The 22,125-nt window shown below is 69.3% G+C and carries 22 protein-coding genes and 1 riboswitch; of the genes, 15 read left to right on the top strand and 7 right to left on the bottom strand.

Features of this window, described 5'->3' with window-relative positions; all coding sequences use genetic code 11:
• Positions 1-279: 279 nt before the first annotated feature.
• From OHA68_RS08595 to OHA68_RS08575, 5 genes are all read left to right on the top strand, one after another.
• Positions 280-1,917: a peptide ABC transporter substrate-binding protein gene (locus OHA68_RS08595; RefSeq protein WP_327107136.1), complete on the top strand. Its 1,638-nt coding sequence runs from the start codon at positions 280-282 to the stop codon at positions 1,915-1,917.
• A 127-nt stretch (positions 1,918-2,044) separates the two neighbouring features.
• A complete protein-coding gene (locus OHA68_RS08590) occupies positions 2,045-2,989 on the top strand; it encodes an ABC transporter permease (RefSeq protein ID WP_327107135.1) in 945 nt (314 codons plus the stop codon).
• Entirely contained in the window at positions 2,982-3,953 is a 972-nt protein-coding gene (locus tag OHA68_RS08585; RefSeq protein WP_327107134.1) for an ABC transporter permease, read from the top strand. Before OHA68_RS08590 ends, OHA68_RS08585 begins: the two co-directional genes overlap by 8 nt.
• A gap of 13 nt (positions 3,954-3,966) precedes the next feature.
• Positions 3,967-5,004, top strand: a complete 1,038-nt coding sequence (locus tag OHA68_RS08580; protein ID WP_189144143.1) for an ABC transporter ATP-binding protein — start codon at positions 3,967-3,969, stop codon at positions 5,002-5,004.
• On the top strand, positions 4,988-6,004 hold the full coding sequence (locus OHA68_RS08575) for an ABC transporter ATP-binding protein (protein WP_327107133.1): 1,017 nt from the start codon (positions 4,988-4,990) through the stop codon (positions 6,002-6,004). The genes OHA68_RS08580 and OHA68_RS08575 overlap by 17 nt, the downstream gene beginning before the upstream one ends.
• A 53-nt stretch (positions 6,005-6,057) precedes the next feature.
• Here OHA68_RS08575 and OHA68_RS08570 read toward each other — a convergent pair whose 3' ends face one another.
• The 3 genes from OHA68_RS08570 to OHA68_RS08560 form a co-directional block, all read right to left on the bottom strand.
• Positions 6,058-7,323: a S8 family serine peptidase gene (locus tag OHA68_RS08570; protein WP_327107132.1), complete on the bottom strand. Its 1,266-nt coding sequence runs from the start codon at positions 7,321-7,323 to the stop codon at positions 6,058-6,060.
• Entirely contained in the window at positions 7,320-7,859 is a 540-nt protein-coding gene (locus OHA68_RS08565) for a hypothetical protein (RefSeq protein WP_189144146.1), read from the bottom strand. The genes OHA68_RS08570 and OHA68_RS08565 overlap by 4 nt, the downstream gene beginning before the upstream one ends.
• Positions 7,860-8,019: 160 nt before the next feature.
• Positions 8,020-8,826: an SAM hydrolase/SAM-dependent halogenase family protein gene (locus tag OHA68_RS08560; RefSeq protein WP_189144147.1), complete on the bottom strand. Its 807-nt coding sequence runs from the start codon at positions 8,824-8,826 to the stop codon at positions 8,020-8,022.
• Positions 8,827-8,941: 115 nt separating this feature from the next.
• On the opposite strand from OHA68_RS08560, the gene OHA68_RS08555 reads away from it, so the two are divergent.
• The 3 genes from OHA68_RS08555 to OHA68_RS08545 are packed head-to-tail and all read left to right on the top strand — an operon-like array spanning position 8,942 to position 10,676.
• Positions 8,942-9,244, top strand: a complete 303-nt coding sequence (locus OHA68_RS08555) for a DUF3263 domain-containing protein (protein ID WP_189144148.1) — start codon at positions 8,942-8,944, stop codon at positions 9,242-9,244.
• Positions 9,245-9,283: 39 nt separating this feature from the next.
• Positions 9,284-10,054 carry a trehalose-phosphatase gene (otsB, locus tag OHA68_RS08550; protein ID WP_225278144.1) on the top strand — a complete coding sequence of 257 codons (771 nt, stop codon included), beginning with the start codon at positions 9,284-9,286 and terminating at the stop codon, positions 10,052-10,054.
• Positions 10,055-10,088: 34 nt separating this feature from the next.
• The gene (locus OHA68_RS08545) at positions 10,089-10,676 is read left to right on the top strand and encodes a hypothetical protein (RefSeq protein WP_327107131.1); all 588 of its coding nucleotides are present in this window, start codon (positions 10,089-10,091) and stop codon (positions 10,674-10,676) included.
• A gap of 6 nt (positions 10,677-10,682) precedes the next feature.
• On the opposite strand, the gene OHA68_RS08540 is transcribed toward OHA68_RS08545, so the two are convergent.
• Positions 10,683-12,107 (bottom strand): alpha,alpha-trehalose-phosphate synthase (UDP-forming), encoded by a 1,425-nt coding sequence (locus OHA68_RS08540; protein WP_327107130.1) that lies wholly within the window; start codon positions 12,105-12,107, stop codon positions 10,683-10,685.
• A 31-nt stretch (positions 12,108-12,138) separates the two neighbouring features.
• Here OHA68_RS08540 and OHA68_RS08535 point away from each other — a divergent pair, with 31 nt between their 5' ends.
• The 5 genes from OHA68_RS08535 to groL all read left to right on the top strand — a co-directional run bounded on the left by OHA68_RS08535 (position 12,139) and on the right by groL (position 16,830).
• Positions 12,139-12,693, top strand: coding sequence for an RNA polymerase sigma factor (locus tag OHA68_RS08535; protein ID WP_189144152.1), 555 nt, complete (start codon positions 12,139-12,141; stop codon positions 12,691-12,693).
• An 84-nt stretch (positions 12,694-12,777) separates the two neighbouring features.
• Positions 12,778-12,919: riboswitch (SAM riboswitch) on the top strand.
• A gap of 13 nt (positions 12,920-12,932) precedes the next feature.
• On the top strand, positions 12,933-14,165 hold the full coding sequence (gene thrC / locus OHA68_RS08530; RefSeq protein ID WP_189144153.1) for a threonine synthase: 1,233 nt from the start codon (positions 12,933-12,935) through the stop codon (positions 14,163-14,165).
• Positions 14,166-14,188: 23 nt separating this feature from the next.
• A complete protein-coding gene (locus OHA68_RS08525; protein WP_189144154.1) occupies positions 14,189-14,464 on the top strand; it encodes a MoaD/ThiS family protein in 276 nt (91 codons plus the stop codon).
• 235 nt (positions 14,465-14,699) lie between these two features.
• A complete protein-coding gene (locus tag OHA68_RS08520; protein ID WP_148035128.1) occupies positions 14,700-14,903 on the top strand; it encodes a cold-shock protein in 204 nt (67 codons plus the stop codon).
• 298 nt (positions 14,904-15,201) lie between these two features.
• Positions 15,202-16,830 carry a chaperonin GroEL gene (gene groL / locus OHA68_RS08515; protein ID WP_327107129.1) on the top strand — a complete coding sequence of 543 codons (1,629 nt, stop codon included), beginning with the start codon at positions 15,202-15,204 and terminating at the stop codon, positions 16,828-16,830.
• A 157-nt stretch (positions 16,831-16,987) separates the two neighbouring features.
• Here groL and OHA68_RS08510 read toward each other — a convergent pair whose 3' ends face one another.
• A complete protein-coding gene (locus OHA68_RS08510) occupies positions 16,988-17,818 on the bottom strand; it encodes an NAD(P)H-binding protein (RefSeq protein ID WP_327107128.1) in 831 nt (276 codons plus the stop codon).
• 82 nt (positions 17,819-17,900) lie between these two features.
• Between OHA68_RS08510 and OHA68_RS08505 the strand changes: the two genes are divergently transcribed.
• The gene (locus tag OHA68_RS08505) at positions 17,901-18,884 is read left to right on the top strand and encodes an AraC family transcriptional regulator (RefSeq protein WP_327107127.1); all 984 of its coding nucleotides are present in this window, start codon (positions 17,901-17,903) and stop codon (positions 18,882-18,884) included.
• A gap of 90 nt (positions 18,885-18,974) precedes the next feature.
• On the opposite strand, the gene OHA68_RS08500 is transcribed toward OHA68_RS08505, so the two are convergent.
• Positions 18,975-19,538 carry a YbhB/YbcL family Raf kinase inhibitor-like protein gene (locus OHA68_RS08500; RefSeq protein ID WP_407674430.1) on the bottom strand — a complete coding sequence of 188 codons (564 nt, stop codon included), beginning with the start codon at positions 19,536-19,538 and terminating at the stop codon, positions 18,975-18,977.
• 45 nt (positions 19,539-19,583) lie between these two features.
• Complete coding sequence (locus OHA68_RS08495; protein ID WP_327107125.1) at positions 19,584-21,569, bottom strand: HelD family protein; 1,986 nt, start codon at positions 21,567-21,569, stop codon at positions 19,584-19,586.
• A gap of 113 nt (positions 21,570-21,682) precedes the next feature.
• On the opposite strand from OHA68_RS08495, the gene OHA68_RS08490 reads away from it, so the two are divergent.
• Positions 21,683-22,006, top strand: coding sequence for a hypothetical protein (locus OHA68_RS08490; RefSeq protein ID WP_327107124.1), 324 nt, complete (start codon positions 21,683-21,685; stop codon positions 22,004-22,006).
• The last annotated feature ends 119 nt before the right edge of the window (positions 22,007-22,125 follow it).

Here is a 22,125-nt window from a genome sequence, read left to right as displayed (position 1 = left end):
GTCCTGGCCTATGCCCGTCTGGCCGATTCATTCGGTTTGAGGCCGTTTGGCGGGTATGGGTGTGACGCTGCAAAGGCGCACGTGTGACCGAACTGCAACGCGCCAGAGACTCGCTGGTGGCAAGTAGTAAGGGATAGTCGCGATCGACTGGCAGGGCGTCAGCTGGTTTGACCAGGTCAGCCAAATCCGGGTGGATCACAAGGAACCTCCCGTCAGGCTGCTCACGATCAACGCAGCTCAGGGCTTACGTCCACTTGGTTAGAGGGAGGATTTTTTACCATGCGTGTTACTAGAGGCGCACGGATTGTCGCCGGTACCGCGCTGCTCGCCCTCGCGGTCGCCGCGTGTGGCGGCGGTGCCACCCAGTCTGGCGACTCCGCGGCGGGTGGCGGCGACACGCCGGTCCGCATGGAGTTGGGCGAGCCGCAGAACCTGCTGGTCCCCTCCAACACCACCGAGTCCGAGGGTGCGGAGGTGCTCGCCGCGGTCTTCGAGCCCCTGGTGAACTACAACGAGAACAAGGAGGCGGTCGAGGCCGCCGCCGAGTCGATCACCAGTGATGACAACGTCACCTGGACGATCAAGCTCAAGCCGGGTTACACCTGGCACAACGGTGAGCCGCTGATCGCGCAGAACTATGTCGACGCGTGGAACTACGCCGCCAACCAGGACAACGCCCAGGGTGCCGGCTACTTCTTCGGCCGCGTCGAGGGCTACGCCGACCTCAACCCCGGTGAGGGCAAGGAAGTCACGACCAAGGAGATGTCGGGTCTCAAGGCCGTCGACGACACCACCTTCACCGTCAAGCTGGCGGCCCCGTTCTCCCAGTTCAAGGTGATGCTCGGTTACACCGCGTTCTACCCGCTGCCCAAGGCCGCCTTCGGCGACGACGGCAAGGTCACCGCGGCGTTCGGCGAGCAGCCCATCGGCCAGGGTCTGTTCAAGCTCGACAAGCCCTACAAGAAGGGCACCGACCAGACGGTCGACATGACGGTGTACGACAAGTACCCCGGCACGAAGCCGAAGGGCTGGACCAAGCTCCAGTTCAAGCTCTACAACAGCTCTGAGACGGCCTACAACGACCTCCAGGCCGACAACGTGGACATCCACGACGCGCTGCCCGCCTCGGCGATCGCCAGCGCGAAGACGGCCCTCGGCGACCGCTACCAGGACCAGCCGGACGCCGGCGTCGGCTACATCGGCTTCCCCCTGCAGTACAACGACGAGTACAAGGACATCAAGGTCCGCGAGGCCATCTCGATGGCCATCGACAGGAAGACCATCGCCGAGACGGTCTTCTCCGGCACCCGTGCACCCGCCGACGACTTCATCAACCCGGCCATCGCGGGCTACCGTCAGGGCGCCTGCGCGGCCTGCACCTACGACCCGGGCAAGGCCAAGGAGCAGTACACCGCGGCCAAGGGCCCGGCGAAGCTGGAGCTCGGCTACAACGCCGACGGTGGCCACAAGGAGTGGATCGAGGCCGTCGCCAACAACCTGCGCGCCAACCTCGGTGTGGACGTGACGGTCAAGCCGTTCGAGAAGTTCGCCAACATCCTCGACGACCTGGACGCCAAGAAGTACAAGGGCATGTTCCGCATGGGCTGGGCGATCGACTACCCGTCGGCGGAGAACTACCTGTCGCCGATCTTCTCCACCGGCGCGATCAAGACCGGCTCCAACTACGCCGGTTACTCCAACAAGGAGTTCGACGACCTGGTGGCCAAGGGTGACCAGGCCGCGACCGCCGAAGAGGGCCTGAAGCTCTACCAGCAGGCCGACGATGTCCTGATCAAGGACCTCCCGTACGTTCCGGTGTACTTCTACCGGAACAACTCCGGCTACTCGAACAAGGTTAAGAACGTCAAGATCAACCTGCTCAACCAGGTTGAATGGGCCGAGGTCGAGAAGGCCTGACTTTCGTTTTCGGGGGGCGGCTGCGCTGGCGGCTCGCCCCCTGAGAGCCCGCTTCGAAGGCAGTCGTCTGGGCCTGTGCTAACCCTGGATCCCAGGCACTGCCTTCTGGCATGTACGGGAGACTTGTATGGGCCGATACATCATCAGGCGCCTCATTCAGGCGATACCAGTCCTGCTGGGCGCCACCCTGTTCATCTTCGCGATCGTCTTCGCGCTTCCCGGTGACCCCGTAGAGGCGCTGGCCGGCGAAAAGCGGCTGGACCCGAACATCGTCGCGATCATTCGCGACCAATACCATCTCAACGACCCGCTGCTGCTGCAGTACTGGTACTACATCAGCGGCATCTTCCTGCACGGCGACTTCGGGCAGACCTTCGCGGGCGTCCCCGTCAGTCAGCTGATGGTGGGCAAACTTCAGGTCACGCTCAACCTGGCGCTGGTCGCGCTGGTCCTCGAGGCCGTCATCGGCGTCGTGCTGGGCCTGTGGGCGGCGCTGCGTCGCGGCAGGGCCACCGACACCGCGATCCTCGCCTCGACGCTGCTGCTGATCTCCGTCCCGACGCTGGTCACCGGGTTCGTCCTGCAGTTGTGGCTGGGCGTCTGGCTCAAGCAGACCGTGGGCTTCGAGGTCTTCCCGATCGCGGGGGCCACGCAAGGGCTGAAATCGTACCTGTTGCCAGGATTCGTGCTGGCCGGGACGTCGATCGCGTATCTCACCCGGCTCACCAGAACGAGCCTGGTCGAGACACTGAGATCCGACTACATTCGCACCGCCACGGCCAAGGGCCTGTCCAGACGGAGAGTCGTCGGCAGGCACGGGTTGCGCAACGCGCTGATCCCGATGGTCACCTATCTGGGAGCGGACCTCGGCGCCCTCATGGGCGGCGCGGTGATCACAGAGACGATCTTCAACCTGCCGGGCATCGGCCTGCAACTCTATCAGGGCGTTTACCTGCGCGAGCAACCGATCGTCGTCGGTATCGTGACCATCCTGGTATTGGTGTACATCGTGGCGAACCTGGTTGTCGACATGTTGTACGCAGTGCTCGACCCGAGGATCCGCTATGAGTGACACGCCACAGGCCGGACCTGTGCCCCAGGACACCCAGACGCTGACGACGGCCGAGAAGGTCACGGCGAGTCCGCCGCCGGCCGGGCGCCGCAAGAAGGCGGCCCGTTCGGCGAGCCTGTGGAGCGACGCCTGGTACGACCTGCGCCGCAGGCCGATGTTCATCTTCTCGCTGGTCCTCATCGCCATTCTGGTGGTGATGTCGTTCTGGCCGTCGCTGTTCACCTCGATCAACCCGTTCGACGCGCGCACCTGCGAGCTGTCCACCGCCCGGCAGGGGCCGAGCCCCGGCCATCTGTTCGGCCGCGACAGCCTCGGCTGTGACGTGTTCGCCAGGACCATCTACGGCGCCAAGAACTCGATCATCATCGGCGTCACCACCACGGTCATCACCGCGCTGGTGGGCGGGCTGCTCGGCCTCATCGCCGGCACCCGGGGCGGCCTCACCGACACGATCACCTCCCGGGTCACCGAGGTCTTCTTCGCCATCCCGTCGATCCTGGGCGCGCTGCTCATCACGGCGACGTTCCGGGGCGAGGGCATGGGCATCTGGCTCGTGGTGATCGCGCTGTCGATCCTGGCCTGGCCGATGACGTTCCGCATCATGCGGGCCGCCGTCCTCACGGCCAGAGGCCAGGACTTCGTGCTGGCCGCACGGGCGCTCGGCGCGAGCCAGAGCCGGGTCATGTTCAAGCACCTGCTGCCGAACGCGGTCGCTCCGGTGATCGTCGTGGCCACCATCAACCTGGGCGGGTTCATCGCGGCCGAGGCCGCGCTGTCCTTCCTGGGGGTCGGCGTCCAGTCGCCCGACATCTCGTGGGGCCTGATGATCGCCGACGCCCGCAACCGGTTCCTGGAGGCTCCGCTGCCGCTGGTCTTCCCCGCGGTGTTCCTGAGCGTCACCGTGCTCGCGTTCATCATGCTGGGCGACGCCGTACGCGACGCGCTCGATCCGAAGCTCAGGTAGGAGGGGGGTTCAAGTGAGCAAGACATCGCTGGACGAGTTGCCCGCCGAGGGAGGGCGAGGCAACGGTCCGCTGCTCGACGTCGACAACCTGCACGTGGAGTTCGCCACCCGCGCGGGCGTCGTACGGGCCGTCAACGGGGTGAGTTACTCGCTCAACCCCGGCGAGACGGTCGCCGTGCTCGGCGAGTCCGGCTCGGGCAAGTCCGTGACGGCCCAGGCCATCATGGGCATCCTCGACGTGCCGCCCGCGCGCATCCCCCAGGGGGAGGTCCGCTTCCACGGCACCGACCTGCTCAAGCTGTCGGAGGAGGCGCGCACCCAGGTGCGTGGCCAGCGCATCGCGATGATCTTCCAGGACGCGCTCTCCGCGCTCAACCCGGTCTTCACCGTGGGCTGGCAGATCAGCGAGATGTTCCGGGTGCACCGCGGCATGTCCAAGCGCGACGGCATGAAGAAGGCCGTCGAGCTGATGGACAAGGTGCGCATCCCGGCCGCCAAGCAGCGCGTCAACGACTATCCGCACCAGTTCTCCGGGGGCATGCGGCAGCGCATCATGATCGCCATGGCGATCGCGCTGGACCCCGAGGTGCTGATCGCGGACGAGCCGACCACCGCGCTCGACGTGACGGTCCAGGCGCAGATCATGGAGCTGCTCGCGGAGCTGCAGCGCGAGAGCAACATGGGCATGATCCTGATCACGCACGACCTCGGCGTCGTCGCCGACGTCGCCGACAAGATCGCGGTCATGTACGCCGGGCGCATCGTGGAGAACGCCTCCGTGCACGACATCTACAAGGCGCCCGCCCACCCGTACACGAAGGGCCTGCTGGAGTCGATCCCCAGGGTCGACCTCAAGGGCCACGAGCTGTACGCCATCAAGGGCCTGCCGCCGAACCTGCTCGACATGCCGACCGGCTGCGCCTTCCATCCCCGGTGCCCCTACCGGCAGGACGACTGCGTGACCGACGCCCCCCCGCTCTACGAGATCGGCGGCACCCGTAACAGCGCCTGCCACTACTGGAGGGAGGTCCTCGATGGCGACCAAGGGTGAGCGCATCCTCGAGGTTCGCGATCTGGTCAAGCACTTTCCGCTGACCCAGGGCATCGTGATGAAGAGGCAGATCGGCGCCATCAAGGCCGTGGACGGGGTCTCCTTCGACCTCGACCGGGGCGAGACGCTGGGCATCGTGGGCGAGTCGGGCTGCGGCAAGTCCACGCTGGCCAAGGTGCTCATGGCGCTGGAGCGGCCGACCTCCGGCTCGGTGATGATCAACGGCAGGGACATCGCCAAGGCCAGGGGCGCCGAGCTCAAGCGGATGCGCCGCAACATCCAGATGGTGATGCAGGATCCGTACACCTCGCTGAACCCGCGGATGACCGTCGGCGACATCATCGGGGAGCCGTACGACATCCACACCGAGGTCGCGCCGAAGGGCGACCGCGCCCGCAAGGTGCAGGAGCTGCTGGAGGTCGTGGGCCTCAACCCGGACCACATCAACCGCTACCCGCACCAGTTCTCCGGCGGCCAGCGGCAGCGCATCGGCATCGCCCGTGGGCTGGCGCTCCAGCCGGAGGTCATCGTCTGCGACGAGCCGGTCTCCGCGCTCGACGTGTCGATCCAGGCGCAGGTCATCAACCTGCTGGAGCGGCTGCAGAACGAGTTCAACCTGGCGTACATCTTCATCGCCCACGACCTGTCGGTGGTACGCCACATCTCCGACAGGGTCGCGGTGATGTATCTCGGCAAGGTCGTCGAGATCGGCAACGATGTCGACATCTACGACAAGCCGGCGCACCCGTACGCCCAGGCCCTGCTGTCGGCGGTGCCGGTCCCGGACCCCGAGGGCCGGGAGCAGCGCGAGCGGATCATCCTGCAGGGTGACCCGCCCTCGCCGGCCAACCCGCCGTCGGGCTGCCGCTTCCGCACCCGGTGCTGGAAGGCGCAGGAGATCTGCGCGACGGAGGAGCCGTTGCTGCAGATCAGGCCGGGCACCACGCACGAGAGCGCGTGCCACTTCGCCGAGACGCACGACGTGGTGCACGTCAACTAGTCGAGGCGGCCGAGGCCCTCCACAGGATCGCTGTGGAGGGCCTCGGCGTCTCGTCAGGTCAGGTCCCGGCAGCGCCGCCGCTGCCGCCCGACCACGCGCGCGGACATCCCCGCCGCCAGCAGCACCATGCCCACCACCACCGCCATCCGCGAGGCGGGCGGCTCGGCGGGCGGGCCGTCCCCGAAGTGGGCTCGTGGCGGGGGCGCCGCCCCGGCCGCGCCGGAGCCGCCGCCGGGCAGCGGGGGCGTCACGGCCAGCCGGCCCGCCTCGCGCAGGGCCAGCACCGCGTTCGCCACCCCGTGCCCGTAGGAGCTGTCGTAGCCGCCGGGCGGCCGTTGCCTGGTGCCGCGCTCGATGGCCCGGCGGACCTGGAAGGGCGACAGGTCCGGATGGGCCGACCTGATCAGCGCGGCGATGCCCGCGACCATGGCGGCCGCGGAGCTGGTGCCGTCGCCGACCACGTAGTCGCCGAAGGCGCTCGCGGTGACGATGCCCGTCCCGGGCGCCACGACCGACAGGTAGTCCCGCCGGTTGGAGAAGCGGGCCGGCCGGAGCCGGCTGTCGACGGCGCCGACGGCGATCACCCCCGGGTAGGCGGCGGGGAAGGTCTTCCTGTTGGTCGTGTCGCCGTCGTTGCCGGAGGAGGCCACGAGGACGACGCCGCGGGCGAAGGCGTACTGCACGGCCTCCTCCTCGGCGGCCGCGCCCTCCCACGCGCCGCTGCCCCCGCCCAGCGACATGCTGATCACGTCCGCGCCGTGGTCGACCGCGTAGCGGATGCCCCTGGCCAGCGCGTGCCGCCCGCCCGAGCGCAGCAGCTCGCGCCGGGGGTCGGCGCTCTCCAGCGTGACCCTGACCGACAGTACGCGGGCCGCGGGAGCCACGCCGATCACGCCGAGGCCCGGGCCATGGCCGCGGCCGGCGATCAGGCTGGCCATGGCCGTGCCGTGGTGCCCCCACATGCCGCCGGTCCGGGCAGCGCCGGTCAGGTCGGGGCCCTGCACCACGACGCCGCCGAGATCCGGATGGGCGCGGACACCGGTGTCGAGCACGGCCACCAGCACCCCCTCGCCTCTGCTGGTCCGCCACGCCTCGGGCAGTCGCAGCAGGGAGAGCTGCCACTGCCTGGCCCGCGCCATGGCCCCCACGTCGTCGTCGCGGGTCGTCTCCTGCGCGGGCACGGTCGCCGCCACGCCACCGGCTGGCAGCGCTGTCACACAGCCCAGCAGCAGCAGGGGCAGCAGCGGCAGCAGGCAGGTCCGCGGCAGACGCCGCCGCCACCTCGTCCAGGTCCGCGGCCGGCGCCACCGCCACCTCATCCGGTCAGACCTCGGTGCAGCTCGAAGGCGAGCTGCCTGGCGATGCCGCGCAGCCGGCTGTCGGCCCGGTCACCCGGCCGGTACGGCCTGCCGTCGGCGTGCCCGGCGGCCGTGGCCACCAGGTAGCGCTCGTGCGAGCCGATCACGACCCCGGTGACGTACTGGAGCTCGCCGAAGCGCTCGGCGGGCCCGCCGGGGAAGGCCACCGGCCGCACCGTGGGCGGGCGGGAGACGCCGGACACCGCCGGCTCGCCGAACCCGGTCAGCACGGCGATGCCGACCGTAGCCACGAACGTGGACGTGCTGTCGGCGTACGTCGCGCGCAGCGCGGTGACGCACGCCGGCCGCGCGGGGAGCGCGCCGGGGTGGAAGGCCGACCGGCAGGGCGCCTCGGGCGCGACGCCGGTCAGCAGGTAGGTGACCCGGGCCCCGGAGGGGCTGATGCCGGGCACGGCAGCCGGGAAGACCCGGGTGACCGGCCACGAGCGCCAGCGGTCGGGGACGGGCGGTCCGGTGGCCGGCCAGACCGCGAACATGATGGAGAGCAGGACAACACAGACATGATGCACGGCGACCTCGAAGAGGGGGAGGGGGCGCCCGAACTGCCGTGCATTCTGACACGCGATCGATGATTCATTCCGACGGTTCGGTAAACAGTCCGATACGCCGTGTAATCACCGTTCTGTGGCTTTCGTATCAACCAGAGGGGGAAAGCCGGACATGTGCACCCGGGGGGAGGCCCAGCCGCTGAGCCGCGTCACCGCTGTTCACCGCGAAGGCGATCAGCCCCGCCGAGTCGGCGAACGCCACCAGGTCGCCCGGCGGCACCGCGGTGTAGGACTCGCGGTAGGGCATCGACAGGCGCCGCCTGCCCAGCATCACCCCGAGCGTGTCGCCCACCCGCAGGCCCAGCGCCTCCAGGTCGCCCGCCGAGATCGACAACTGGGTGTTGCCGTAACGATCGACCGAGACGACCTCGCCCTCCACCGCGCCCTCGCGCAGCACCGAGGTCGGCTCCGGCAACGACACCAGCCGCTCCAGCGGCACCGCCGGGCCCAGGTCGGCCGGGTCGAGGCCGCCGCACAGCCGCCCCGCGACCGGGGCGTACACGTCCCGGCCGTGGAAGGTGGGCGAGACCGGCCGCAGGAAGTGCCGCTCGTCGCTGATCTCGTACGCCGCCCGCGCGCCGCCTGCGGCGTGGATCGCCCACGACAGCAGCCCGTTGTCCGGGCCGACGAACACCCGATCGGCCACCGCCACGGCCACCGCGCGCCGCACCCCGCCCGCGCCGGGATCGACCGCGCCGATGTGCACACCGCTGGGTAGGTAGGGGATCGTCTGCGCGAGAATCGCCGCGCCGCGCCGTACATCGCCGGAAGGAACGAGGTGGCACACGTCGATCACCCGGGCCGACGGCGCGATCGTGGCGATCACCCCGTGGCAGGCGGCGACGTAGCCGTCCTCGAGCCCGTAATCGGTGAGAAGCGTGATGACAGAGGTCACACCTGGTGACTGTACGTCTCCCGATACGCCGAGAACAGCCGCACCACGCACATTACGATGGCGACGGGCCGCGTGCGCCGCCAAGCTCGTGCGCCCCTTCCCTGAGGAGGAGATTATGGACACTGCGCCGGCCGGCGGTGACAGTGCTGCCCCGGGACCCGATCGTCAGCCCCTCACGGACCGCGAGCTCGAACTCCTCGCCTTCGAACGCCACTGGTGGCGCTACGCGGGCGCCAAGGAGCAGGCCATCAAGGAGACCTTCGGCTTCTCCACCACCCGCTACTACCAGTTGCTCGGCGAATTGATCGACAGGCCGGAGGCGCTGGAGCAGGACCCGATGCTGGTCAAGCGCCTGCGCAGGCTCCGCGCCGGCCGCCAGCGCGAGCGTGCGGCCAGGCGCTTCGGCATGCGTCCCTGACCTGCTGGGTAGGGCAGCCGCGTGATGAACATCCCTGGTATGGAAGCGATCCTGAAAGATCCGTCGGGCGCCGTGATCGGGCTCGACTTCGACGGGACCCTGTCCCCGATCGTCGCCGATCCCGCGGCGGCCCGCGTCCATCCCGACGCGCCTGCCGTCCTCGCCGAGCTCGGCGCGTACGTCAACGCGGTGGCCATCGTGACCGGCAGGCCGGTGGCCACCGCGCTCGAGCTCGGCCCCGGGCTGGAGCGCGTGCCAGGCCTGGTGGTGCTCGGCCACTACGGGTTCGAGCGGTGGGAGAACGGCCGGATCTCCGGCCCACCGCCCCCCGCCGGCGTGCCGAGGGTCGAGGCCGAGCTGCCGCTCCTGCTCGACTCCCTCGGCCTGCTCGGGGTGACCATCGAGGACAAGGGCCGGGCGGTGGCCGTGCACACCAGGCGCAGCGCAGACCCCGAGGGCGCGCTGGCCAAGCTGCGCGAGCCGATGGCCGAGCTGGCCGCCAAGCACGGCCTGGTCGTCGAGCCGGGCCGGCTGGTGCTGGAGCTCAGGCCGCCCGGCATGGACAAGGGGCACGCGCTCAGCCTGTTCCTGGCCGAACGGGACGCCAGGTCCGTGCTGTTCGCCGGCGACGACCTGGGCGACCTGGCCGCCTTCGACGCGGTCAGGGCGTCCGAGCTGCCCGGCGTGACGGTCTGCAGCGGCTCGGCCGAGGTGACCGCGCTGGCCGATCGGGCGGACATCGTGGTGGACGGGCCTGACGGCGTGGTGGCGCTGCTGAGGGAGCTTACGTCCGCTTTCAGCCGCTCTTGAGTGGTTTGCAAGTCGCCCCTCTTATGGTCGCCCCATGAAGAAGCGATACCTTGCCGTCGTGGCGGCCGCCGCGGCCGCCGTCCTCCTGGCGCCCGTCACCGCCACGGCCGCCACCGCCCCCGCCCACCAGCTGAAACTGCGCGGCGGCCTGACCCTCTACCTGCCGTTCAAGTGGCGGATCCACGGCGGCGGCACCGACTGGATCCACGTCGTCACCGGCAAGTGCGCCGACCCCAAGGGCGGCTTCTTCACCCCGGACTGCAAGGGGTTCTGGATTCTCGGGCCCAAGGCGATCAAGCTGGGGGCCGAGGGGTTCGGGCCGTACGACGTGCGCAGGGGCGGCTACTACCCGGCCTCCGACGTGCAGCTGTGCCCGGTCAACGGCAAGCTCGCCCGGGTGGAGAGGGTCGGCCGGCACACGAAGGGGCTGCGTCAGGTCGGGCCCGGTCACAAGGCGGCCTACCACGAGTTCCAGACCCGCTGCCGGACCCACTCGGGCAAGGCCACCAACGTGCGCTTCACCACGCGCGAGTGGTATCTGCCGCAGACCAAGGTCCTGGTCGTCGACAACTGGAAGACCAAGGGGCTGCCCACCGCGCTGCGGAACGCCGACTGGAACTGACCGGCCTCAGGCCAGCGCGTCGAGCTGGGCGGCCAGCCACTTCTGCGGGGGCAGCGCGGTGGCGGCCGACTCCAGCCCCTCGCGGCGGCGGGCCCGCTCCTCCTCCGGCATGACCAGCGCGCGGTGCAGCGCGCCGGCCGTGCCGCTGACGTCGTAGGGGTTCACCACGAGCGCGTGCGGGCCGAGCTCGGCCGCCGCGCCCGCCTCGCGGGACAGCACCAGCGCGCAGCGGGGGGACAGGACCGGGCCCTCCTTGGCGACCAGGTTCATGCCGTCGCGGATCGGGTTGACCAGCAGCACGTCCGCCATCCGGTAGGCGGCCAGGGAGCGGGGATAGTCGTCCTCGACGTTGAGGATCAGCGGAACCCAGTCCTCCGTGGCGTACTCGTCCTCGATCTCCTGCGCGCAGCGCTGCACCGACGCGGTGTACTCGCGGTATTCGGGCAGGTCATGCCGGCTGGGATAGGCGAACGCCAGGTGCACCACGCGACCGTGCCACTCGGGATGGGCGGCCAGGAACTCGCGGTAGGCGAGCAGGCCGCGCACGATGTTCTTCGACAGCTCGGTGCGGTCGATGCGCACGATGAGCCTGCGCTCGCCCACCTGCTCGCGCAGCGCCGCCATGTGCGACTCGACGTCGGGCTCGGCCGCCCGCGCCCACAGCGCCTTGCCGTCGACGCCCAGCGCGTGCACGCCGACGCGGGTGACCCTGCCCTCGTGCGTGATCGTACGGTCCGCGCGGTTCACCCGCGCGCCCAGCACCGTCTCGCAGCAGTCCATGAACGCCCCCGCCCACCGGTGGGTGAGGAAGCCCGCGTGGTCGGCGCCCAGGATGCCCTCCAGCACCTCGGCCGCGACGTCGTCGGGCAGCAGCGAGAAGTATTCGGGCGGCGCCCACGGCGTGTGGCTGAAGTGCGCGATGCGCAGGTCCGGCCGCTCGGCCCGGAGCATCGCCGGGGTCAGCGTCAGGTGATAGTCCTGCACCATCACCCGCGCGCCGTGCCCGGCCTCCTCGGCCAGCGCCAGGGCGAACGCCCCGTTGTAGGAGCGGTAGGACTCCCAGTCGCGCTGGAACCTGGTGCCGAAGTGCGGCGCGTTGGGGGTGTCGTAGAGCAGGTGGTTGACGAACCACAGGGTGGAGTTGGCCACGGAGTTGTAGGCGCGGTGGAAGACGGCCGGCGCGATGTCGAGCATCCGCAGCGCCCCGGTCTTGTAGCCGGCGTGGTCGAGCCGGCCGCCGGGGGCCTGCCGGACGGCGCTGTGGTCGCCGTCGGACAGGGCGGCGCACACCCACAGCACGCCTTGGTCCTTGGCCACGCCGGACAGGCCCGACACGAGCCCGCCACCACCGCGTTTCATGGTCAGCACACCGTCTTCCGATACGGTGAACGAGACCGGGCCTCTGTTCGAGGCGAGCAGGATGCTGTTCATTGAGGCTCCCTCCGACCTTAGGATCCCAGCTATGGCGCTTGATGAGCTAACCGAGGAACTGGCCCGCTCCGCCGCAGTCGGCGATCATCGCGCACTTGGCGAGCTCCTGCGCAGGATCGAACCGGACGTGCTGCGGCACTGTGCCCGCATCCTGCCCTACCACCAGGACGCGGAGGAGGCGGCGCAGGACACGTTGCTGGCCGTCGCGCGCAACATCGGGCGGTTCGAGGGGCGGGCCAGGTTCAGCACCTGGCTGCACATCGTGACCGCCAACTGCGCGCGCACCACCTACCGGTCGCTGAAGCGCAGGGCGGCCGAGCAGACCTCCGACGAGCTGCCCATGCAGAAGCCCGACGTCCGCCGGGTCAGCGTGATCGCCGGATCGCGGCTCGACCTGCTCGACGCCATGGAGGCGCTGGAGGCCGACAAGCCGGATCTGGCCCAGGCGCTGGTGCTGCGCGACATCGTCCAGCTCGACTACAGCGAGGTGGCCGAGCAGCTCAAGATCCCGCTCGGCACCGCCAAGTCACGTATCCACCAGGCACGGAAATATGTCCAGGCGGCACTGGGCGAGGACTACCGATGAGACCTCAAATCTCGCATGATGAGATGACTGGGCAGGTCACGCCGTTGATTAGGTAGAGTCCGGTCAGCAGCAACAACTGAATATTGCTCATCCAGAGGGGTGGAGGGACCGGCCCTGCGAAGCCCCGGCAACCCTCCCGGCTTGTGACTCGCGACCTGGCGAGGCCGACCGGGACTAGGTGCCAATTCCGGTCCGTGGTCAAGGCGGCCACGGGCGAAGATGAGGGAAGGCCTCGCTTCATGTCGCTCGACTTTGGTCCCGCTGTCGCTCTCTCCTGCCGCGAGTGCGGCACGCGCTACCCCCTCGGCCCCAGTTTCGCCTGTTCGGAGTGTTTCGGGCCGCTTGAGGCGGCCTACGAATTCGGCACCGTCACCCGGGCCTCCATCGAGGCCGGACCGGCCAACATCTGGCGCTACCGCTCGCTCCTGCCGGTGCCCGTGGACGTCGCCACCAAGCCCAACATGAACCCCGGCTGGACCAAGCTCGTCAAGGCGGGCAACCTCGGCAAGGCGCTGGGCATCAGGTCCCTCCACGTGAAGGACGACTCCGGCAACCCCACCCACTCCTTCAAGGACCGGGTGGTCGCCATCGCCGTCGAGGCGGCGCGCAACTTCGGCTTCCACACCCTGTCCTGCTCCTCCACCGGCAACCTGGCCGGCGCCGTGACGGCCGCCGCCGCGCGGGCCGGGCTGGACGCCTGCGTGTTCATCCCCGCGGGGCTGGAGCAGGCCAAGATCGCCATGGCCCGGGTGTTCGGCGGCAGGCTCGTCGGCATCGAGGGCACCTACGACGAGGTCAACCGGTTCTGCTCCGAGCTGATCGGGGACCCGATGGGCGACAAGTGGGGCTTCGTCAACGTCAACCTCAGGCCCTACTACGCCGAGGGCTCCAAGACGCTCGCGTACGAGATCGCCGAGCAGCTCGGCTGGAAGCTGCCCGAGCAGATCATCATCCCGGTGGCCTCGGGCTCCCAGCTCACGAAGATCGACAAGGGCTTCAAGGAGCTGATCGAGCTGGGGCTCGTCGAGGACGGCCCCTACAAGATCTACGGCGCGCAGGCGCTCGGCTGCTCGCCGGTGTCCACGGCCTACAAGGCGGGCCACGACGTGGTCCAGCCGGTCAAGCCGGATACCATCGCCAAGTCGCTGGCCATCGGCAACCCCGCCGACGGCCCTTACGTGCTCGACATCGCCCGCCGTACCGGCGGCTCGGTGGAGGACGTGACGGACCCCGAGATCGTCGCGGCGATCAAGCTGCTGGCCTCGACCGAGGGCATCTTCGCCGAGACGGCGGGCGGTGTCACGGTGGGCGTGCTGAAGAAGCTCGTCGAGACCGGTCAGCTCGACCCGGAGCTGGAGACCGTGGTGCTCAACACCGGCGACGGGCTCAAGACGCTCGACGCCATCGTCGACGACGCCCAGCCCACGGCCGTGATCCGGCCTTCTCTCGACGCGTTCCGCGCGACTGTCTGAAAATCAGGAAAGGCGAGTTCATCATGAGCGTTTCTGTGCGGATTCCTACCATCCTTCGCACCTACACCGGCGGTAACGCGGAGGTGAGTGGAGAGGGCGCGACCCTGCGTGACGTGCTCGGCAAGCTCGACTCCGACTATCCGGGAATCGGCGCCCGCATTCTCGATGAATCGGGCAAGATTCGGCGTTTTGTCAACGTTTATGTTGGCGAAGAGGATGTCCGATTCGCTCAGGGGCTTGACACGCCTGCCCCTGAAGGCACTCAGATCTCCATCATCCCGGCGGTGGCCGGCGGCTGACCGTAGCCCCTGGAGAAGGCGCCCGCATGCGGGCGCCTTCTCTTTTTTTCACTATCAAATTCAAGATTGAACTACTTTGGTGAAATTTCCGATTTGTCGTTTGACTCTGGTGTACACCGTCATGTCGCAGGTATGGTCGAGTGCGGTCGTCTGACTGATTCCCCATTCGTCATGACGATTGTGGGTCCTGCGGAGGAATGGGTGGGACCTATGAGCCCAGTAAGAGGAGTCGGAAGTGGCGCAGGGCACCGTCAAATGGTTCAACGCGGACAAGGGTTATGGGTTCATCGCGGTAGACGGTGGTAAGGATGTATTCGTCCATTACTCGGCAATCATGATGGATGGCTATCGATCTCTCGAACAGGGGCAACGGGTCGAGTTCGAGATCACGCAGGGCCAGAAGGGGCCGCAGGCGGAGTCCGTCCGTGCGGTCGCGTAGCTGGTAAGCCCCGGCAGCCCGCACGTCAGCGCAGTGCGTGCGGCCTGCCGCCCCCTCGGTGTACGGCGGGCCGCCCTGGCCCGCCGTTCGCGCTGTACGGACTTGACCTGGGCGTGGGTGGCGTCAGCTTGCACTCGACAGGGTAGAGTGCTAAACAATTCGTTGGCACTCTCTGTTGCAGAGTGCCAACCTGGGATCGAGACGATGGGGTCTGCCGAAGGAGTTGCGGACCCACATGCCGTCGCGGGCTTCGGCTCGATCCACAGCCAGCCACCCTGCAACTGGGAGGTCCAGCCTTATGGCAGCCAAGATGATCGCGTTTGACGAGGAAGCCCGGCGCGGTCTCGAGCGTGGTATGAACCAGCTCGCCGACGCCGTCAAGGTGACCCTGGGGCCCAAGGGCCGCAACGTCGTGCTGGAGAAGAAGTGGGGCGCCCCCACGATCACCAACGACGGTGTGTCGATCGCCAAGGAGATCGAGCTCGAGGACCCGTGGGAGAAGATCGGCGCGGAGCTGGTCAAGGAAGTCGCCAAGAAGACGGATGACGTCGCGGGCGACGGCACCACGACCGCCACCGTGCTCGCCCAGGCGCTGGTGCGCGAGGGCCTGCGCAACGTCGCCGCCGGCGCCAACCCGATGGCCCTGAAGAAGGGCATCGAGGCCGCCGTCGAGCGGGTGAGCGAGGAGCTCTCCAAGCTCGCCAAGGACGTGGAGACCAAGGAGCAGATCGCTTCGACGGCCTCCATCTCCGCCGCCGACCCCGAGATCGGGGCGCTCATCGCCGAGGCGATGGACAAGGTCGGCAAGGAAGGCGTCATCACCGTCGAGGAGAGCAACACCTTCGGCCTGGAGCTTGAGCTCACCGAGGGCATGCGCTTCGACAAGGGCATGACGTCGATGTACTTCGTCACGGACTCCGACCGTATGGAGGCCGTGCTCGAGGACCCGTACATCCTGATCGTCAACTCGAAGGTCTCGGCGAACAAGGACCTGCTGCCGCTGCTCGACAAGGTCGTGCAGTCCGGCAAGCCGCTCCTGATCATCGCCGAGGACGTCGAGGGCGAGGCGCTGGCGACCCTGGTCGTCAACAAGATCCGCGGTCTGTTCCGCTCGGTGGCCGTCAAGGCCCCCGGCTTCGGTGACCGCCGCAAGGCCATGCTCGGCGACATCGCCACCCTCACCGGTGGTCAGGTCATCGCCGAGGAGGTCGGTCTCAAGCTGGAGAACGCCACCCTCGACCTGCTGGGCCGCGCCCGTAAGGTCGTGGTGACCAAGGACGAGACGACCATCGTCGACGGCGCCGGTGACGCCGACCAGATCGCGGGCCGGGTCAACGAGATCCGTGCCGAGATCGACCGCACCGACTCCGACTACGACCGCGAGAAGCTCCAGGAGCGTCTCGCCAAGCTGGCCGGCGGCGTCGCCGTCATCAAGGCCGGCGCGGCGACCGAGGTGGAGCTCAAGGAGCGCAAGCACCGCATCGAGGACGCCGTGCGTAACGCCAAGGCGGCCGTCGAGGAGGGCATCGTGCCCGGCGGCGGCGTCGCGCTGCTGCAGGCCGGCGCCAAGGCGTTCGACAAGCTCGAGCTCCTGGGCGACGAGGCCACCGGTGCCGCGATCGTGCGCAAGGCTCTTGAGGAGCCGCTCAAGCAGATCGCGGTCAACGCCGGCCTCGAAGGCGGCGTCGTGGTCGAGAAGGTGCGCAACCTCACCCCGGGTGAGGGCCTCAACGCGGCCACCGGCGAGTACGTCAACATGTTCAAGGCGGGCATCATCGACCCGGCCAAGGTGACGCGCTCCGCGCTGCAGAACGCCGCTTCCATCGCGGCGCTCTTCCTCACCACCGAGGCCGTCATCGCCGAGAAGCCCGAGAAGTCCCCTGCGGCCCCTGCCGGCATGCCCGGTGGCGGCGACATGGACTTCTAGTCCTGTAATACCGCGCGCCGGGCTTTTTCCGGCGCGTCAGCACCACATCAGAGCGGCCCGAGCCGGATGTCCGGTCTCGGGCCGCTCTGATGTTCTCTCCCTGTTCAGTGGCGCGCCTTACAGCTCTATTTACGGCCGGTAGGCATCAGAGTTGGGATCAACGCCACGCCCCCGCGGCCGCCGCGCGCGCGACATAGGTCTCGAAATCGCGGGGTGGGCGGCCCAGAACGCGGTGCACGTCGTCGGTGGTCTTGGCGAACCTGCCACGGCGCATCAGGTCGAACATCTCGTTGAGGTAGCTTGCCACCTCGGGCGAGATCCCCTGCGCGACGGAGGCGGCGACGTACTCCTCGGGCGAGACATCGACGTAGCGAACCGGCCGCCCCGACACCCGCGCGATCTCCTCGACGGCCTCCCGGAAGGTGAGCCCCCGTGGGCCGGACAGCTCGTAGGTATGGCCGGCGTGTCCGGGCTCGGTGAGCGCGGCCACCGCGACGTCGGCAACATCGTCCGCGTCGATGAAGGGCTCCACGATGTCATGGGCGGGCAGTGCCAGCTCGCCCGCCATGAGCGGGGCGTGGAAGACGTCCTCGTCGAAGTTCTGGCTGAAGTTCGGCGGGCGCAGGATCGTCCACTCGACGCCGGACGCGCGCACGGCCTCCTCCGCCGCGCGCATGTCCAGGCCGAAAGTGGAGTCGCCCCAGGTGTCGGCCCCTCGGGCGGACAGCAGCACGAACCGGCGCACGCCGGCGGCCACCGCTCGGGGGACGAAGTCGTGCGCGGGGCCGGGCACCTCGGGCGCGATGACGTAGGCCGTTGAGACACCGTCGAGCACGGCGTCCCAGGTGGCCGGATCAGTCCAGTCGAAGCGGGCCTCGCTCGATCGGGAGGCGGCCCGTACGGTCCTGCCTGCGGCCCGCAGCCTGGCGGTCACCCGTCGGCCGGTCTTTCCCGTGGCGCCCAGGACAAGGAATAGATGTTCGCTCATGGATCTCATGAAACCGTGGGCGGAGGTGGACTTGCCATGGGTCAGAACCGCGTACGCATGTCCATTCGTCTACGCTGCGGTCATGGACGCCTTCGCCGATCTCCTGCGCGGGGTACGCGCAGACGGCTCTGTCTTCGGGCACACGATCCTGTCGCCGCCGTGGTCGTTACGGTTCGTCGACGGCGCGCCGCTGACGCTGTGCTCCCTGCTGCGCGGCGAGGGGTGGATCATGGCTGAGGCGCAGGAGCCTCAGCGCATCACGGCCGGTGAGGTGGTGGTCGTACGCGGGCCACGACCGTTCTCGTTCATGGACGAGCCGGCCACGGACGCGTCGGCGGCCGTCGACTGCGGCGAGCACTGCGCGATCCCGGCGAACGGCGGCACGGTCCACCATCTCGGCTGGACGTGCGGCGATCCCGGCGGGTCCACGACGCTGATCGTGGGCGCCTATCCGGTGCGCGGCGACGTCGGCCGGCGGCTGCTCAAGGCGCTGCCACCGGTGCTGACCGTGTCCGAGGACGGCGACACCGCCGCGGTGAGCGAGTACATCGCGGCGGAGGTCGCGGCCGACCGGCCGGGACAGCAGGTAGTGCTCGACCGCCTCCTGGACTGGATGCTCGTCTGCACGCTGCGCGCGTGGTTCGACCGGCCGGAGAGCAGCGCGCCGGCCTGGTACACCGCGCTGAGCGACCCGGTCGTGGGCGAGGCGCTGCGCCTCATGCACGACGACCCGGCGCGCCCGTGGACGGTCGCGCAGCTGGCCGCCCGGGGCGGCGTCTCGCGCTCCGCCTTCGCGCGCCGGTTCACCACGCTGGTAGGTGAGCCCCCGCTGGCCTACCTCACCCAGTGGCGTATGACCATCGCCTCGGATCTGCTCACCGAACCGGACACGACCATCGCCGACGTCGCCAAGCGCGTGGGCTTCGCGGACGCGTTCAGCTTCAGCGCGGCGTTCAAGCGCGTCAAGGGCATGAGCCCCAGCAAACACCGCACCCAGCACACGCGCCCGGTCACGTCCACCCGCCCGGCCCTCTCCACGCACGACCGGCGTGATCTGACGCGGTAACAGACGTTGCGGACTCGCCCCCGACACGGGGGCCGATTTCCGGGGCCTTCATGGCCGCTCAACCTGACAGGCCCCCGGAATCCGCCCGGCTCAGGTGCTGTAGAGGGCGACGATGTGGCCTCGGGCCAGGGTGTTGGCGGTGATGTTGAAGCCGACCACCGCCGGGCTGGTGTCGCTGTCCACGCCCAGGGAGTCCACCGACAGGGCGTGCACCGTATAGACATAGCGGTGCGGGTCTCCGGGCGGGGGTGCGGCGCCGCCGTAGGCCTTGGTGCCGTAGTCAGTGCGGGCGTGGGTGGCGCCCGGGGGCAGGCCCTTGAAGTCGGGGGCCGTGCCCGCTCCGGTGGGCAGCTCGGTGACCGTGGCGGGGATGTCGAAGAGCACCCAGTGCCAGAATCCGCTGCCGGTCGGGGCGTCGGGGTCGAAGCAGGTCACGGCGTAGCCGCGGGTTCCGGCGGGGGCGCCGGACCAGCGCAGGTGCGGGGACAGGTTCTGGCCCCGCATGCCCCAGTCGTTGAAGACGTGGCGGTCGTTCAGCCTCTCGCCGTCCGTCAGGTCGTCGCTCTCGACCGTGAGCGCGGGGACTGGCGGCAGGTATTCGTGTGGCAGCGGTGCCGGCACGGCATCCTCCTCGGTAGATCGTCCTGTCGTCATCCTAGGAGCCGGGGGCCGGCCCGCTCACCACCCGGGCGGGCGTCGTCAGGTGGTCAGCTGGGCGGGCAGCGGCTTGCGGTGCAGGACCGTGAGGGAGGTGACGGCTCGGGTGAGCACCACGTACAGGCGGGCCAGGCCGCGGGGCTCGGCAGCGACGATGTCGGCCGGCTCCACCACGATCACGTGGTCGTACTCCAGACCTTTGGCCAGCGTCGCGGGGACGATCAGCAGCCGGTGCTCGTCGGTCGAGTCGGGGCCGAGCACGGCGTGCGGGACGTCGGCCAGCGAGGCGGAGACTTCGGCGGCCAGGGCGTCCGGCACGATGACGCCGATCGAGCCCTCCCTGGCCAGCGCTTCGGTGACGGCTCGGCCGAGCTCGCCGTCCGGCCGTACGGACAGGGAGCCCGCGCCGGGGCGCAGCGAGCGGGGGGCGGCGAGGTCGGGGGCGATCGAGGGCAGCAGGCGGGCGGCGTAGTCGAGCACCTCGCGCGGCACGCGGAAGCCGAGCGTCAGCTCGGTGACCTCGCCGTCCTGGCCGAGGTGCTTGAGCACCGCCTGCCATGAGCTGGTCGACCAGGCGGTGGTGCCCTGGGCGAGGTCGCCGAGCACGGTGGCCGAGCCGTTGCGGCAGCGGCGGCCGAGGGCGCGCAGCTGCATCTCCGACAGGTCCTGCGCCTCGTCGACGACGAGGTGGCCGATCGAGGGGGTGCGTTCGATGAGGTCGCCGAGCTCGTCCAGGAGCGCGGCGTCCGCGGCCGACCATTTCGCGGACTTCCAACTCCGGTACGGCTTCCGCCAGAGCAGCATGTCCTGCTCCTCGGGCGAGAAATCGGACTTGGCGGCCCGGGCGAGGAACTCCGGGTCCGCCAGGAGGCGGTAGAGGACCTGCTCGGGCGTGAGCTTCGGCCAGATGGCGTCCACCAGCTGCCTGACCGGCTTGGAGCGGGCCACCGCGTCCTGCACCCGGTCGTCGGGCGACTCCCCGCGCTGCTCCATCCGTACCAGGACCAGGTGCGCGAGTCGCTGGGTCAGGGCCGCACGGCCGGGACCGTAGCGGGTGGTGCCGCGCAGGGAGGCGACGATCTCGCGCACCTCGTAGTCGGCCACCCGGTGCCGGTAGGCGCCCTTGCTGAAGACCAGCCCCTCCTCCGGCTTCACGATGTGCAGCCAGAGGGCGCGGCGCAGCACCTCCGCCATCCGGGCGTCGCCCTTGACGGCCGAGACCATCGGGTCCTCCGGCGTCGCGTGCTCGCCGAGCAGGCCGGCCACGGTCGTCTGGTCGACCTTGACCTCGCCCAGCGCGGGGAGCACCGAGGAGATGTAGGACAGGAACGCGCGGTTCGGTCCGACGATCATCACGCCTGACCGGGCCAGCCGTTCGCGGTGGGTGAAGAGGAGGTAGGCGGCCCGGTGCAGGCCGACCGCGGTCTTGCCGGTGCCGGGGGCGCCCTGGACGCACACCGTCTGGGCCAGGGCGGCGCGGACGATCTCGTCCTGGTCGGGCTGGATGGTGGCGACGATGTCGCGCATCGGGCCGGTGCGCGGGCGTTCGATCTCGTCGGTGAGGATGCGGGACGGGCCGAGCTCGGCCCCCTGGTTCAGCGGCTCATCCTCGAACGCGGTCAGCGCGCCGCCGTGGTAGCCGAAGCGCCGGCGCAGCGCCACGCCCATCGGGTCGGCGGGGCTGGCCTGGTAGAAGGGGCGCGACACCGGGGCCCGCCAGTCGATCACCAGCGGACGGCTGTTGCCGTCGTGCACGTGGCGGCGGCCGACGTAGATGACGGACGGCAGGTCGTCGTCCATCGAGCGGTCGAGCCGGCCGAAGAACAGCGGCGTGTCCGGGTGGTCGGCCAGCGCGGCCACCCGCTGGTCGAGCAGCGACTGCAGGATCTGCTGCGAGACCCAGTCGCCGGCCGCGTCCGACGACAGCGACTGCGCGTGCGCGCGCATGGCCTGCAGCGCGGCCCGGGACTCGGCGAGATGGGTCTGTTCGGCGGCCAGCACGTCGGGGGCCAGTTGGTGTGCGGGCATGCGGAAGTGCCTCCCGGAGGTGGTGGTCAAGGTAGCGAATCAATCAGCTTAGTGGGCTTGCCGACGGCCTTCCAAAGCATTTAACCGGGCGCACAGAAGGGTAGGAAATGGGCGTGTCGCGGCTCGGTATCTCCCCGATCATCCCCACTGTCGCGAGTTTCCTGCTGGCGGCGCTCTGGAGTATGTCGGTGTTCGCGGGCTGGGGACTGGAGGCGTTCTGCGGCGAGTCGCCGTCCGTCTGCTCGCGGCGGCTCGCCACCGTTTCCACCGTGTCGGGGCTGTTCGCGGCCGTCGCCGCGAGCTTCACCCTGGCGGCCTGGCTGATCCCGGCCGCCCGGTACGACCAGCGCCTTTTCGGCCGGCTCATGGGGACGGGTGTCGTGGCGTGGATCGCCGCCGAAGGGGTGCTGTTCCTCGGCGGCATGCTCGCGAAGTGATCGACACGGCCACGTAACGAACGCCGGAAATACCGAAAAATCCGGGCATACCAGGTGGGAATGCCGGATCATCAGGGTATGTCGCTGCCGGATCTGGCAGCGTCGTGGAGAGGACGCAG

The sequence above is a fragment of the Nonomuraea glycinis genome (genome assembly GCF_035920485.1).
Lineage (GTDB): Bacteria > Actinomycetota > Actinomycetes > Streptosporangiales > Streptosporangiaceae > Nonomuraea > Nonomuraea glycinis.
This window is presented reverse-complemented; position numbering and strand designations above follow the sequence as displayed.

Coding starts and splice junctions, on each gene's coding strand:
- OHA68_RS08500 (WP_407674430.1), bottom strand. CDS start 19,538: ATGACGACAGGACGATCTACCGAGGAGGATGCCGTGCCGGCACCGCTG.
- OHA68_RS08505 (WP_327107127.1), top strand. CDS start 17,901: ATGGACGCCTTCGCCGATCTCCTGCGCGGGGTACGCGCAGACGGCTCT.
- OHA68_RS08525 (WP_189144154.1), top strand. CDS start 14,189: ATGAGCGTTTCTGTGCGGATTCCTACCATCCTTCGCACCTACACCGGC.
- OHA68_RS08510 (WP_327107128.1), bottom strand. CDS start 17,818: ATGAGCGAACATCTATTCCTTGTCCTGGGCGCCACGGGAAAGACCGGC.
- OHA68_RS08565 (WP_189144146.1), bottom strand. CDS start 7,859: ATGTTCGCGGTCTGGCCGGCCACCGGACCGCCCGTCCCCGACCGCTGG.
- thrC (WP_189144153.1), top strand. CDS start 12,933: ATGTCGCTCGACTTTGGTCCCGCTGTCGCTCTCTCCTGCCGCGAGTGC.
- OHA68_RS08590 (WP_327107135.1), top strand. CDS start 2,045: ATGGGCCGATACATCATCAGGCGCCTCATTCAGGCGATACCAGTCCTG.
- OHA68_RS08585 (WP_327107134.1), top strand. CDS start 2,982: ATGAGTGACACGCCACAGGCCGGACCTGTGCCCCAGGACACCCAGACG.
- OHA68_RS08545 (WP_327107131.1), top strand. CDS start 10,089: ATGAAGAAGCGATACCTTGCCGTCGTGGCGGCCGCCGCGGCCGCCGTC.
- OHA68_RS08595 (WP_327107136.1), top strand. CDS start 280: ATGCGTGTTACTAGAGGCGCACGGATTGTCGCCGGTACCGCGCTGCTC.
- OHA68_RS08575 (WP_327107133.1), top strand. CDS start 4,988: ATGGCGACCAAGGGTGAGCGCATCCTCGAGGTTCGCGATCTGGTCAAG.
- OHA68_RS08535 (WP_189144152.1), top strand. CDS start 12,139: ATGGCGCTTGATGAGCTAACCGAGGAACTGGCCCGCTCCGCCGCAGTC.
- OHA68_RS08570 (WP_327107132.1), bottom strand. CDS start 7,323: ATGAGGTGGCGGTGGCGCCGGCCGCGGACCTGGACGAGGTGGCGGCGG.
- groL (WP_327107129.1), top strand. CDS start 15,202: ATGGCAGCCAAGATGATCGCGTTTGACGAGGAAGCCCGGCGCGGTCTC.
- OHA68_RS08540 (WP_327107130.1), bottom strand. CDS start 12,107: ATGAACAGCATCCTGCTCGCCTCGAACAGAGGCCCGGTCTCGTTCACC.
- OHA68_RS08495 (WP_327107125.1), bottom strand. CDS start 21,569: ATGCCCGCACACCAACTGGCCCCCGACGTGCTGGCCGCCGAACAGACC.
- otsB (WP_225278144.1), top strand. CDS start 9,284: ATGGAAGCGATCCTGAAAGATCCGTCGGGCGCCGTGATCGGGCTCGAC.
- OHA68_RS08555 (WP_189144148.1), top strand. CDS start 8,942: ATGGACACTGCGCCGGCCGGCGGTGACAGTGCTGCCCCGGGACCCGAT.